Raw genomic sequence first — 12,641 nt, 5'->3', positions numbered from 1 at the left:
TGCAAATCCCCGACGAGCAGCCAAGCCGCCTGATTTTAGCCGCGTAAGACCCAGGTTCTGCTGGAAACTGCGCTTGGCGTAAAAAAATTTGCCCCAAGGATGTCGCAGTCTCCAACTTGCCACTACGCTTAGCTTAGGTTGCAGCGCAATCAACCCAACCTGTTAATTCTGCTTAGGTGACTGCTCAACCACGGTGGACTCAATATCGAGCTTGGACGCCAATTTGGCTTTCATTTCTTGAGCTTGTGCCTCGGTGGTGAATGGCCCGATCAGTACGCGCTGAACACCTTCGCTCACCACAATATAAGAGCTAAAACCATGCTCAAGCAGCCTGGCTGTGAGATCACTGAGAGCTGGCCTGTCGCCCCGCGTCACCTCTACAGACCACTGAGTAATAGGCGTTTGAACCGCGCTAGCATCAGAAGCTGCTTTAGCCGATTGGATTTTATCGTTAGAATCCTGACCGCAAGCCGTCAAGGCCAATATCGCTGTCATCATGATGACTTTACGCACTGCGTTTCCCCTATCTGTTTGAGTGGGTCGATTTTATCACTGGGGCAGCGGCCTTTGCTCTCCTTGAACAAATCCATTCCGCCCTTATTTAAGGCTCACACGCGAGAGTTCAGCTCCCCAGGGAATTAAACTTCTGGCGATGACGTCTGTAATGAGCGGGGCATTTCTATGCCCTTAGCAGTATTCTGTAACCAATGACCGAAGCCGCACCGTCTCAGAGACGTGCCTTACAAAGCCATCAAGGAGAAAAAAATGCTGATACTCACCCGTAAAGTTGGTGAAAGCATAAACATCGGTGACGATATTACGATCACTATTTTAGGCGTCAGCGGACAACAGGTCAGAATCGGTATCAACGCACCGAAAGACGTCGCTGTCCATCGTGAAGAAATTTATCAACGCATTCAGGCAGGTTTGACTGCTGCAGACAAATCTGATCAGTCGTAAGTCTGCGAGGTATCAGCCCTTGGAGTGAGCGCCAGGGCTGCCCCGTCAGCCCTTCTCTCATACAACGCCTTCGCATCGCCCCCTCGTTTTTTCTTGCGGCGCTTTTTGTGCGCTGTTGATTTCCCCTGCAAACTTGACCGCTTTGCACTTTGCGACCACGCTCAATGCGCGCAGAGACTCCTAGCATTTGACGCGCTACGAACCCGGGCGTGAGTCAAACTCACGCCTCGACAGACTCATCCTAATGTCAGCCCATTCCAAGGGCTGGACCTGTACCGTCAAGGAATGAAAGACATGTCCGATTTAATCGTAGTGGGATTTGCAGACACTGAAAAAGCGGACCGAGCGCTCACCAAGATGGTTTCGCTGAGTAAAGAACACTTGGTAGAGCTGGAAGACGCCGTCGTGGTCGTACGCAACGAAGAGGGCAAAATCCACATCAAGCAGAGCGTCAACTTGACCGCTGTCGGTGCCACCTCCGGCTTGGTAACTGGCGGGCTTTGGGGCGCACTGGTAGGCCTTTTGTTTCTTAACCCTTTGGCAGGGTTCGCCATCGGCGGCGCGCTGGGCGCAGGCACTGGGGCGCTTTCTGGATCGCTGAGTGATTACGGCATTGACGACGACTTCATCAAGAGCCTCAGTGAGACGATCCCAAACAACTCATCCGCGTTGTTTGTTTTGCTGCGTAAATTCCAACCCGAAAAAGTTCTAAAAGAACTCGAAGACTCGGACTTCAAAGGCAAAGTGCTGCGCACCTCTTTGTCGCCCGAGCAAGAGCAAAAACTGCAAGACGCACTGTCCAAAACCACGGCCACTGCGTCCGCAGTCACTACAGCTTAAGCCGTTCGTAAAGACTTGACCCTGGCCGTCTTTGTTAGACGGCCGACTACCTTTGACTCAATCGCCAACATCATTTGCGCTCATCAAACGCCCTGTTTGAACACCAAGGCCTTCAAGCCACACTCCGGATCAGCATCCGGAAACTCTGGCGGATTGGCCAGACGCTGCTCAAAACGCAGACTTGGGGCGTCACGCGTCACACCATCAATCAGGAAGTCCGAGCCCAGAGAAGGGTCATTCATGCACGCCAGTACCACGCCATTCTCAGTCAGCAACTCCGGCAAACGACGTACCACTCGCTGGTAGTCCTTAGTCAGCAAAAAGCTGCCTTTTTGGAATGACGGCGGATCAATGATCACCAGATCATAAGGACCGGTACTTTTTACCTTGCCCCATGACTTGAATAGCTCATGCCCCAGAAACGTCACTTTGGTTAAGTCATGCCCGTTTAGCCGGTGATTGTCCCGGCCACGACTCAGCGCTGCGCGCGACATATCCAGGTTGACCACATGCTGCGCGCCACCTTCAAGGGCCGCCACCGAGAACCCGCAGGTGTACGCAAACAGATTCAACACACGTTTGCCCTGCGCATTGGCCTGCACCCAGTCACGACCATAACGCATGTCCAAAAACAACCCGTTGTTCTGCTTGCGGCCAAGATCCACGCGATAGCGCAACCCACCTTCTGTCAGCGTCCACTCATCAATGGCCTCGCCCACCAACCATTCGGTATCGCTGTTCAAGGTGTAGCGATGCTGCATCACTAACGTATGAGCCTGCGACGCCTGCCACACCGAGGACTGCGAGAGTGCAATCAATAACTGTTTTAAAGCCTGTAGCTCATCGGTCGCAGGCTCCTTGAACAGCGACACCAGAACCACGCCCTGCAGCCAGTCCACTGTCAGTTGCTCCAAACCTGGCCAGCAACGTCCGCGCCCATGAAATAAACGACGGGTCTCGTTGGGGGCCGTCTCCAGCGCTTTGAGTAAGTGCAGATGCATGGTGCTTAAGGCTTCAGAGTTCATCGGGCGGGCCGGTCATTTTCAAGGGCGCGCATTTTACACAATTGAAGCCCTTGGCGACCAAGGGCTTATAAGGTCAGGCCTGAGCAGCCTTAACGCCGAGGCCTTTTACCTACATGTACCAGCGGTATTCGCGCGCACTGATTTCCTGCATAAACGCCAAATGGTCCTGACGTTTGTTCTCGCAATAAACATCGACGAATTCGCCCCCCAGGCCTTCACGAAGCTGGGGCTGGTGCTGCATGGCTCGCACGGCTTGGAGCATCTCTAGCGGAAAAGCGATCCCGCTGGTGCGATCTTCGTTAAGCGGTGCAATTGGCTCCTTACCTGTTTCCAATCCCCACTCCAGCCCGACCAAAATAGCCGCCAGCACCAGATACGGATTGGCATCGGCACCCGCAAGGCGATGCTCGATTCGCAGGTTTTTGGCATCAGATTCCGGAATACGTAAACACGCGTCCCGATCTTCAAAGCCCCAACTGGCCTGAGTCGCCACATTCACGGTGCCGCTCAACCGGCGCAAACTGTTGTGGTTTGGCGCAAAGATTGGCATGCAATGCGCCAAGACCTCCAGACAGCCCGCCACCGCATGGCGTAAGGGTTGCTGTTGATTGGCCGCCAGCAGGTTATTGCCCACTGCGTCATACAAGCTGACATGCACGTGCATGCCGCTGCCCGGGTGCTGAACATAAGGTTTGGCCATAAAACTGGCGCGGTAGCCGTGTTGAAGGGCTACACCTCGGGTGCTGCGGCAAAACAATGCAGCCCAATCAGCCGCTTTCAATCCGTCATCCAGGTGACCAAAGTTAATTTCAAACTGACCCGGGCCAAGCTCGGCGGTAATCACAGTGGTGTCGACGCCTTGTGCGCGTGCAGCTTCAACCATGTCATCAAGCACAGGAGCAAAACGCGACAGGCGTTCGATGTGCATGTTGGGTTGATCATCGGGATCGTCCGACAAGCCATCGCGCGCATATTGAGGCAAGCCTTCGCGCAACTGCTTATCAAACAGGTAAAACTCCAGCTCGAACGCCACCACCGGATGAATACCCTTACCCGCCAGTCGTTCAAGCACCTGCGCCAGCACTTGACGTGGTTCGAAAACAATTGGCTTTTCAGTACCGTGCGAAGTGATCAACATTTGGCCCAAGGGTTGCGCCTCCCAGCTCACTGGCTTGAGCGTGCCGGGCACCAGCCGGCGCACAGCATCGGGGTCGCCATCGTTAAAGCAGTAATCACCAATCTTGAATAACCCGCCTTGCACCCCCAGCAACACACAGTTTTGCGGGAGTTTGAGCGCACTGCCAGCAGCCACTTTTTCCAACATTTCGACCGGGTAACGCTTGCCGTAAAAATGCCCCGGAATATCCAGTGAAATCAGATCGACATAACGTACATCGGGGTAACGTTGGCGAAACGCGCGCACTTCAGCCAGCAAGTCAGAGCAGGCAACATCCATCATGGTGGTTCCTTTTTGTTATCAGGTGTAAACCCAAAGCACTCGCGTGAGATGCTCCGTCAGATTGGCGTAGCGACAGCGAGTGTGGCTGTCGAACTGAAAACTGTCCCCGGCCCGCAGAGTAGCGGGCTCACTGTCATCGCCCAGCCATAAGGTCAACTCGCCTTCGAGCACGTAGCCGCCCTGCTCCGAACTGTCGGTTAAGTGCCTGTCACCACTGCTGGCACCGGCTTGCAGGTGGCTTTCGAGCATCGAGAATGAAGCCCGCATTTTCGGCGAGACCAAAATGTCGGTAATGCCGTTGGCGTAATACAAGGTGCGACGCTCGTTCGGGCGAGTCACCCACGACAGCTCTTTGGGTTTGGGCAAGCTGTAGAAATAGGTCGTCGGCACACCGAGCGTCTCGCTAATCGCCGTCAAGTCCGCAACCGTCGGTCGGGACAATCCGCGTTCAACCTGCGACAGAAATCCTACCGAGCGGCCGATCTTGTCGGCCAATTCCTTCAGGGTGTACTTCTTGTGCTTGCGCAAATCATGAATAAGAATCGCCAACGCAGCGATCTCTTCTTGCTTGTTCATGGCCCACATCCGGGATAGCTGGTGACAGGCGCGATTATTTAGCGCTCATGAATTATGAAATTTCATCAATTAAATTTCATGAAAAAATACATCATGAATTTCATACATGCAAGATTAAATCTGGCATTCACGCGTTTTCAGCATCGCTATAGCGCTCAACCGCTACCCTCTGCTCACGCCGCAGGATTAACTGGAGCCCATTCCGTGTAGGTGGCGAAAACAATCGCTATCAAATAGAGAAGATTGATCATCAAAAAGCCTGCGAAATCAGGCTTTTCAGACGTTATTGATACATACTCAGCTAAATGTAACGTTATGTGTATAGCGACGTGACAGCCCCGTATCTCTCAACCCTTATTGAGCCATTCTGCGTGAAAATTCATCTTTCGATTTTGAGCCTATTCTTAGTTCTCACAGGCACCAGCGCTCCTTCAATCGCCGCAGCGAGTGAAACCATTTCTGCTCCACGGGACACCTCACAACTGCACATCGCCTCAGGCAGCGCGATGCTGATAGACCTTCAAACCAACAAAGTCATTTACTCCAGCAACCCGGACGTCATCGTGCCCATAGCTTCAGTGACCAAACTGATGACCGCAATGGTGGTACTGGATGCCAAGTTGCCAATGGATGAGTACATCTCGGTCAACATCAGCGACACCCCGGAAATGAAAGGTGTATTTTCACGGGTCAAGCTCAATAGTGAGCTGTCCCGCCGAGAGATGATGCTGATCACCCTTATGTCGTCGGAAAACCGTGCAGCAGCCAGTTTGGCGCACCATTATCCAGGTGGTTATGTGGCTTTTATCGCGGCCATGAACGCCAAGGCCAAGAGCCTGGGAATGATGAACACTCATTATGTCGAGCCGACTGGACTGTCGATTCATAACGTCTCAACTGCTCGCGACCTGAGCAAGCTGCTGGCAGCGGCTCGCAAGTACCCAACCCTGAGCCAACTGAGCACCACCAAGGAAAAAACCGTCGCGTTTCGCAAACCTAATTACACCTTGGGCTTTCATAACACCGACCATTTGGTGAACAAAGAGAAATGGAACATCAAGCTGACTAAAACTGGCTTCACCAATCAGGCCGGGCACTGTTTGGTGCTGGTCACCGAGATGGGCAACCGCCCTGTGTCACTGGTGATTCTCGATGCTTTCGGTAAATACACGCACTTCGCCGATGCCAGCCGAATTCGCAGTTGGATTGAAACAGGCAAAAGTGGCAGCGTGCCGGATGTAGCCTTGCGCTATAAGGCCGATAAAAACCTTAAAAGCCGCCAAGGCACAGCAGGCCAAGCCGCAAAGTAGGTTAGGACTGATGAGACAAAAATGCAGGCACTTGCCCCGGGGAGAGGATCGGAGACAAATGCCTGCGTACTGCTCTTTACGATTTTGGAGGGGCCTTTTGAGGCTTTTTGACCGTTTCTACAGTTGTTTCTCTCGGCCTGCGCTTAGCTTCTTCCAGAGGAATAAACAGACCGGTTACAGAGTCACGTGCTCGTTTGTTCTTCATCTACAGCTCCATTGATTAACGCCAAACACACTTGTGTTCAGGTGCGTTTCAGAAGCCTAGTTGAATCCAAATACACCTTCCCCCTTTAGAAACATGCACTTGCAGATCAATTTGCCGCGCCCCCACTCGAAACCCTACTTGCTAAAAAAGAACCCCGCCTTGAAGACGGGGTTCTTTTGTGGCACACGCTCAGATCAGTTTTGCAGAGCGCGCTGCTGATCCCCATTGATCGGGATACGTTTGGCTTTTGCCTCTTCCGGCACGACCCGTTCCAGGTCAATGCTCAGCAAGCCATTGCTCAAGCCTGCGCCTTTGATCTCGATGTGGTCATCAAGACGGAAGGACAATTTGAATGCCCGTTGCGCAATACCTTGATGCAAATAGGTCACGCCCTCTTCACTGGTGCTTTCGCGCTTGCTACCGCTTACGGTCAGCACGCCTTTCTCTACTTGCAGGTCCAGATCATCTTGCTGGAAGCCTGCTGCGGCTACCACGATGCGGTACTGATCTTCACCGCGCTTCTCAACGTTGTAAGGAGGGTAGCCACCGCTCGATTCATTGCGCAGAGCGGTTTCAAACAAATCACTAAAACGGTCAAAGCCGACAGAATTACGGAACAGTGGCGCCATAGAAAATGCGTTGCTCATAATTTAGCCTCCTGATTTCAGCGAGATTTTGTCTCCGCGACCCGCTTTCGGCATCGCGTACCCCTTAAATATGGATGGCCAATCTCATTTCAAGAGGTTTTTTTGAATTTTTTTCAGGCGCCTCAAACTGCGCTCATGGGCGGGCTATTCACCAGATGCCGAACCTTTTCACAGTCGGTCTCACGGCGCATGGCATTGAACAGCACCACCGCTTCGGGGTAGTTGCGCGTCAACATGGCCAACCATTGCTTAAGACGCCCCGGCGCAGAACGCGGCGTCAACTGAGCCTCGGCCTGAGCCCAGAAATCGCGGATCATGGGCTGTAAATCTGCCCACGTCATTTCAACTACTTCTTCACCTTTTCGCGCCGCTGCGATTTGACGGGCCAGGTCAGGACGCGACACCAGCCCGCGGCCGAGCATGATATCTTCAGCCCCACTGATTTCGCGGCAACGCCGCCAGTCTTCAACTGACCAGATATCACCATTGGCAAATACCGGCACCTTGACCACCTCTTGCACCTGAGCGATGTATTCCCAGTGCGCAGGCGGCTTGTAACCGTCCATTTTGGTCCGCGCGTGCACCACAATTTGGCTCGCACCGCCTTCAGCCAGTGCAATCGCGCACTCATTGGCGCTATCAGGGGTATCGAAGCCCAGTCGCATTTTTGCAGTCACCGGAATATGCGCCGGCACCGTGCGTCGAACTTGCAGCAAAATGGCGTGCAGCAACTCAGGCTCTTTAAGCAGCACTGCACCGCCACGGGATTTATTCACCGTTTTAGCCGGGCAACCAAAGTTGAGATCAATCACTTCAGAGCCCAACTGACAGGCCAACGCCGCGTTATCCGCCAAACAGGCAGGGTCAGACCCCAGCAATTGCACCCGCAGCGGCACGCCCGCACGGGTTTGCGCGCCGTGTTTGAGTTCGGGGGCAAACTTGTGGAAATACGCCTCCGGCAGCAAGCGCTCGGTGACCCGAATAAATTCGGTGACACACCAATCAATACCGCCGGTGCGGGTCAGAACATCACGCAGGATGTTGTCGACCAACCCCTCCATCGGCGCCAAAGCAATTTGCATGGGTGACTCTCATAAAAAACGTGCGGCAGTTTACGGGGTTCTGTGCTGAATCGGTATCAAGCTTCGGCCTTGTTCAACTCGTTACGACAGCCGGGCCATAGCCTTCAAGGAATTCAGGCGGTAAACGCTTGGCCTTCCCCGTGGACAGCTCAATGCAGACGAAAGTGGTTTGCGCCCTCAACAAGGTCACGCCATCGCTGGGGCGTATCAGTTGAAAGTGCCGAGTCATGCGCAAACGCTTGTCACAATCAACAATCCAGGTGGCCAATTGCAGCTCGTCACCTTCATAGGCGCTGGCCAGGTAATCGATTTCGTGGCGAGCCACGGCCATTGCGCGATCAAGACGACGGTATTCCGTCAGGTCTAGCCCAAGGCGCTGCGAGTGGCGCCACGCACAACGCTCAAGCCACACCACATAGGCGGCGTTGTTGGCGTGGCCAAACCCGTCAATGTCTTCGGCCTGCACCTGTAGATCAATGATGAACGGCGTTGCCAAATCCCAACTCATGCCCTGCCCTCTGCACACAAATAAAGCGCGCAGTGTAACGCACCCTGTCCGCACAAAGGCGTGGGTGGGTAGATGCGCAAGGAAAAGGTTGTAGCTGTGGCAAACGCCAGACAAACAAAAGGGCCATTCAATAATTGAATGACCCTTAAAAATCCCGCAAAGCGGGTAATCGTGGCGTCCCCTAGGGGACTCGAACCCCTGTTACCGCCGTGAAAGGGCGGTGTCCTAGGCCACTAGACGAAGGGGACACAAACCCTTCTAACAGTTGATCAAGCGTTGCTTGATCGATTCATCGCCAGTGTGGCCCGGCGCTGAACTGTAAATTGGTGGAGCTAAACGGGATCGAACCGTTGACCTCTTGCATGCCATGCAAGCGCTCTCCCAGCTGAGCTATAGCCCCAATTTTTCGCCTGGCGGCGGAGCAACATCGAAATGCTGCTTCTGTGAAACTGGCGTCCCCTAGGGGACTCGAACCCCTGTTACCGCCGTGAAAGGGCGGTGTCCTAGGCCACTAGACGAAGGGGACATAAACCTTCTGTACAACTGACCAGCGCTGAGTGCTGATCGATTCAATGCCAGTGTGGCCATGCATTGAACTGTAAATTTGGTGGAGCTAAACGGGATCGAACCGTTGACCTCTTGCATGCCATGCAAGCGCTCTCCCAGCTGAGCTATAGCCCCAAACAGTCAGTGTTGCGTGTTGCTGTGTGGACGGGGCGCATATTAAGACTGGTTCCGAAGGCTGTCAAACTTATTTTCAAAGTTTTTTAAAGAAATCTGCCGTCAGAACAATCACTTACCCTTCTACCCCCGAAAATACGGGCTTCTACCAATTCAAATCCCGTAGCAACTTGCGCCCGACTGCGAAGCGATCGTAATTACCAAACATGCGGTTTAACCGACAAGCCGATAAGTGTGGCATTACGACGACTCTTTCGCCGGGCGCAGCCTTCAGCAACTGCTACCACTATTCAGACGCTTATCAGGCGATCGCGTTGAACAGTTTTTCCCACTCTTTGTTTTCTTTTTTCGACACGCCGCCCAGCATCTCCAGCGCTTGACGCAGACGGAAACGGGTCAGGTCTGGGCCCAGTATTTCCATCGCATCCAGTACCGACACCGAACTGGCCTGCCCCGTGATCGAGGCAAACATCAGCGGCATGGCATCACGCAGCTTCAGCTCAAGGGCGTCCACCACTGTTTGAATGCAAGCGGTGATTGGGTCTTTCTCCCACTGGCGCAGGCTTTCAAGCTTCCACAAAATCAGCTGCATCAGTTGACGCACTTGATCACTGGACAGCTTCTTGTGCTCAAACAGCTTGGCATCCAGCTGCAAACCACCCGAAAAGAAGAACCCGGCCAACGGAGCGATCTGGCTGAAGGTTTCAACGCGGCCCTGCACCAGCGGCGCGATCTTCATCATGTACTCGGGGTTCAACGCCCACTCCTGAACACGGCTGGCGAACGCTTCCAGCGGCAGATCACGCAACCATTGGCCATTGAGCCAAGACAGTTTCTCGATATCAAAGATCGGCCCGCCCAGCGACACACGGGACAGATCGAAGTTGTCGACCATTTCTTGCAGCGAGAACTTCTCGCGCTCGTCCGGCATCGACCAACCCATGCGCCCCAAGTAGTTGAGCATCGCTTCAGGCATAAAACCCATGCGCTCGTAGAACGTCACCGAGGTCGGGTTTTTGCGCTTGGACAGCTTGCTCTTGTCAGGGTTACGCAGCAGTGGCATGTAGCACAGCTGGGGTTGTTCCCAACCAAAATACTCGTACAGCAAAATCAGTTTCGGCGCCGAGGGCAGCCATTCTTCGCCACGCAGTACGTGGGTGATACCCATCAGATGGTCATCGACCACGTTGGCCAAAAAGTACGTTGGCAGACCGTCGGTCTTCATCAGCACTTGCATGTCCATGCGATCCCACGGGATCTCGACATCACCGCGCAACAGGTCCGGCACCACGCACACGCCTTCAGTGGGCACTTTCATGCGGATAACGTGCGGCTCGCCCGCGGCCAGACGCTGGGCCACTTCTTCCTTGGACAGTAGCAAGGCACGGCCGTCGTAGCGCGGGGTTTCACCCTTGGCCATTTGCTCGGCGCGCATCTGGTCCAGCTCTTCGCTGGTGCAGAAGCATGGGAAGGCATGCCCCATGTCGACCAGTTGCTGGGTGTACTTTTTGTAGATGTCGCTACGTTCACTTTGACGGTACGGGCCATGTGGGCCGCCTACGTCCGGGCCTTCGCTCCAGGTGATACCCAGCCAGCGCAAGGCATCGTAGATCTGCTGCTCGGACTCGCGGGTTGAACGCAGTTGGTCAGTGTCTTCGATCCGCAGGATGAACTCGCCGCCATGCTGCTTGGCGAAGCAGTAGTTGAACAAAGCGATGTAAGCGGTGCCGACGTGGGGGTCGCCGGTAGGCGATGGCGCGATGCGCGTGCGAACGGTGGTCATGGGCGGTCTCGAAGTGGAGATAAAACAAAGGGCGAATGGTAACAGGCCGACACCGCTTGGCTCCAGCGCAGGACTGAGCCGAGATGCCACATGCCCTGCCACACAGCTAAAAAAAGGTTAAATAGAGCATTTGTATCGAATTGATACAGGGAAACCCACGCAGCTCAGGTGCTAATCTCGGCCCAGAGCGTTTACTGCTCCCCTGCCGATGCCTCTGGAGCCTGCGTTTGAAGTTCAACCTGCCAAAAATCGCCACCGCCCCCTTCTGCCCGCCTGAAGTCAGTGGCAGCGTGCCGGTGGATGCAAACGCACCGCTTTATAAACGCGCACTTCGTTTCGCGGGCCCGGGCCTGTTGATCAGCATCGGTTATATGGACCCCGGCAACTGGGCCACAGCCATCGAGGCCGGCTCACGTTACGGCTATAACTTGTTGTTTGTGGTGCTGCTGGCCAGCCTCGCGGGCATGGCGGTGCAATGTTTGTGTTCTCGGCTGGGTATCGCGACCGGGCGTGATCTGGCGCAACTGTGCCGCCAGCGTTACAGCAAACGCTCGGCCCGCGTGCAATGGTTGATGGCAGAAACCTCGATCATCGCCACCGACCTTGCCGAAGTGCTCGGCTGCGCGCTGGCCTTCCACTTGCTGTTGGGCTGCTCCATGACCTTCGGCATCGCCCTTACCGCGTTCGATACGCTACTCATTCTGGCGCTCCAAGACAGAGGGTTCCGTCGCCTTGAAGCCATCATGCTGGTGCTGGTGATGACCATCGCCGCTTGCTTCTTCGTCGAACTGGTGCTGATCAAGCCTTACTGGCCAGAAGTCTTCGCAGGCTTCAAACCCTCGTACTCAGCCATCAGCGAAGCCGCGCCGCTGTATTTGGCAATCGGCATTGTGGGCGCGACCGTCATGCCGCATAACCTGTATTTACACAGTTCAATCATCCAAACCCGGCGGGTCGGCAAGGACTATGCCAGCAAGCTCGACGCTGTGCGTTTAGCAAGGATCGATACCATCGGCTCACTGGCCTTGGCGCTGCTGGTCAACGCCGCGATTCTAATTCTGGCCGCTGCGGCCTTCCACACAACCGGTCACACCGAGGTAGTCGAGATTCAGGACGCCTATCGCTTGCTCGACCCGCTGGTGGGTGGCGCAATGGCCAGCATCCTGTTCGGTGTGGCGTTGCTGGCCTCCGGGCAAAGCTCAACCTTCACCGGCACCATCGCGGGCCAAGTGATCATGGAAGGCTACCTGGACCTCAGAATCCCGTGTTGGCAACGCCGCCTGATTACTCGCGGGTTGGCCTTGATTCCGGCATTTATCGGAGTCTGGCTGATGGGTGACAACGCTGTGGGCAAATTACTGATCCTCAGCCAAGTGGTGCTCAGCCTGCAATTGCCCTTTGCGCTGTACCCCCTGATTCGCCTGACCAGCGACAAAAAACTCATGGGCCCTTTCGCCAACCGCCTGCCGACCCGTCTGTTGGCGTGGTTTCTGTTTGCGGTGATCAGCAGCGCTAATGTGTGGCTGATCGCACAAATCAGCGTTGGCGATTAGAGCACCGAGCCG

At 54.6% G+C, this 12,641-nt stretch carries 12 protein-coding genes and 4 tRNA genes; 4 read left to right on the top strand and 12 right to left on the bottom strand.

The genetic code is table 11. From position 1 onward, the window contains the following. Window positions 1–162 precede the first annotated feature (162 nt). Complete coding sequence (locus ACZRJQ_RS01745; RefSeq protein ID WP_463976684.1) at window positions 163–513, bottom strand: SPOR domain-containing protein; 351 nt, start codon at window positions 511–513, stop codon at window positions 163–165. Window positions 514–765: 252 nt separating this feature from the next. Here ACZRJQ_RS01745 and csrA point away from each other — a divergent pair, with 252 nt between their 5' ends. Then, window positions 766–960 (top strand): carbon storage regulator CsrA, encoded by a 195-nt coding sequence (csrA, locus tag ACZRJQ_RS01740; protein WP_463976683.1) that lies wholly within the window; start codon window positions 766–768, stop codon window positions 958–960. Window positions 961–1,254: 294 nt separating this feature from the next. Beyond that, complete coding sequence (locus ACZRJQ_RS01735) at window positions 1,255–1,800, top strand: DUF1269 domain-containing protein (protein WP_463976682.1); 546 nt, start codon at window positions 1,255–1,257, stop codon at window positions 1,798–1,800. 83 nt (window positions 1,801–1,883) lie between these two features. On the opposite strand, the gene ACZRJQ_RS01730 is transcribed toward ACZRJQ_RS01735, so the two are convergent. The 3 genes from ACZRJQ_RS01730 to ACZRJQ_RS01720 form a co-directional block, all read right to left on the bottom strand. Continuing rightward, window positions 1,884–2,825 carry a class I SAM-dependent methyltransferase gene (locus tag ACZRJQ_RS01730; RefSeq protein WP_463976681.1) on the bottom strand — a complete coding sequence of 314 codons (942 nt, stop codon included), beginning with the start codon at window positions 2,823–2,825 and terminating at the stop codon, window positions 1,884–1,886. Between the two features lie 109 nt (window positions 2,826–2,934). After that, on the bottom strand, window positions 2,935–4,281 hold the full coding sequence (locus ACZRJQ_RS01725; RefSeq protein WP_463976981.1) for a glutamine synthetase family protein: 1,347 nt from the start codon (window positions 4,279–4,281) through the stop codon (window positions 2,935–2,937). A gap of 21 nt (window positions 4,282–4,302) precedes the next feature. Then, window positions 4,303–4,860 (bottom strand): helix-turn-helix domain-containing protein, encoded by a 558-nt coding sequence (locus tag ACZRJQ_RS01720; RefSeq protein WP_463976680.1) that lies wholly within the window; start codon window positions 4,858–4,860, stop codon window positions 4,303–4,305. 371 nt (window positions 4,861–5,231) lie between these two features. Between ACZRJQ_RS01720 and pbpG the strand changes: the two genes are divergently transcribed. After that, window positions 5,232–6,170 (top strand): D-alanyl-D-alanine endopeptidase, encoded by a 939-nt coding sequence (gene pbpG / locus ACZRJQ_RS01715; RefSeq protein WP_463976679.1) that lies wholly within the window; start codon window positions 5,232–5,234, stop codon window positions 6,168–6,170. A gap of 399 nt (window positions 6,171–6,569) precedes the next feature. Here pbpG and ACZRJQ_RS01710 read toward each other — a convergent pair whose 3' ends face one another. From ACZRJQ_RS01710 to gltX, 8 genes are all read right to left on the bottom strand, one after another. Beyond that, window positions 6,570–7,022: an Hsp20 family protein gene (locus ACZRJQ_RS01710; protein WP_463976678.1), complete on the bottom strand. Its 453-nt coding sequence runs from the start codon at window positions 7,020–7,022 to the stop codon at window positions 6,570–6,572. Between the two features lie 122 nt (window positions 7,023–7,144). Beyond that, entirely contained in the window at window positions 7,145–8,104 is a 960-nt protein-coding gene (locus ACZRJQ_RS01705) for a tRNA dihydrouridine synthase (protein WP_463976677.1), read from the bottom strand. 73 nt (window positions 8,105–8,177) lie between these two features. Further along, on the bottom strand, window positions 8,178–8,612 hold the full coding sequence (locus tag ACZRJQ_RS01700) for an acyl-CoA thioesterase (RefSeq protein ID WP_463976676.1): 435 nt from the start codon (window positions 8,610–8,612) through the stop codon (window positions 8,178–8,180). Between the two features lie 172 nt (window positions 8,613–8,784). Then, window positions 8,785–8,860: transfer RNA gene (locus tag ACZRJQ_RS01695), tRNA-Glu, on the bottom strand. 76 nt (window positions 8,861–8,936) lie between these two features. Next, window positions 8,937–9,012, bottom strand: a tRNA-Ala gene (locus ACZRJQ_RS01690). A 50-nt stretch (window positions 9,013–9,062) separates the two neighbouring features. Continuing rightward, window positions 9,063–9,138 (bottom strand) — tRNA-Glu (locus tag ACZRJQ_RS01685). Between the two features lie 79 nt (window positions 9,139–9,217). Beyond that, window positions 9,218–9,293 (bottom strand) — tRNA-Ala (locus ACZRJQ_RS01680). Window positions 9,294–9,594: 301 nt separating this feature from the next. After that, a complete protein-coding gene (gene gltX, locus ACZRJQ_RS01675) occupies window positions 9,595–11,076 on the bottom strand; it encodes a glutamate--tRNA ligase (protein WP_463976675.1) in 1,482 nt (493 codons plus the stop codon). 227 nt (window positions 11,077–11,303) lie between these two features. Between gltX and ACZRJQ_RS01670 the strand changes: the two genes are divergently transcribed. Continuing rightward, the gene (locus ACZRJQ_RS01670) at window positions 11,304–12,629 is read left to right on the top strand and encodes an Nramp family divalent metal transporter (protein ID WP_463976674.1); all 1,326 of its coding nucleotides are present in this window, start codon (window positions 11,304–11,306) and stop codon (window positions 12,627–12,629) included. The last annotated feature ends 12 nt before the right edge of the window (window positions 12,630–12,641 follow it).

The organism is Pseudomonas sp. E315 (assembly GCF_055406205.1).
The sequence above is the reverse complement of the archived record's forward strand: the minus strand, read 5'-3'. Positions and strand labels throughout refer to the sequence as shown.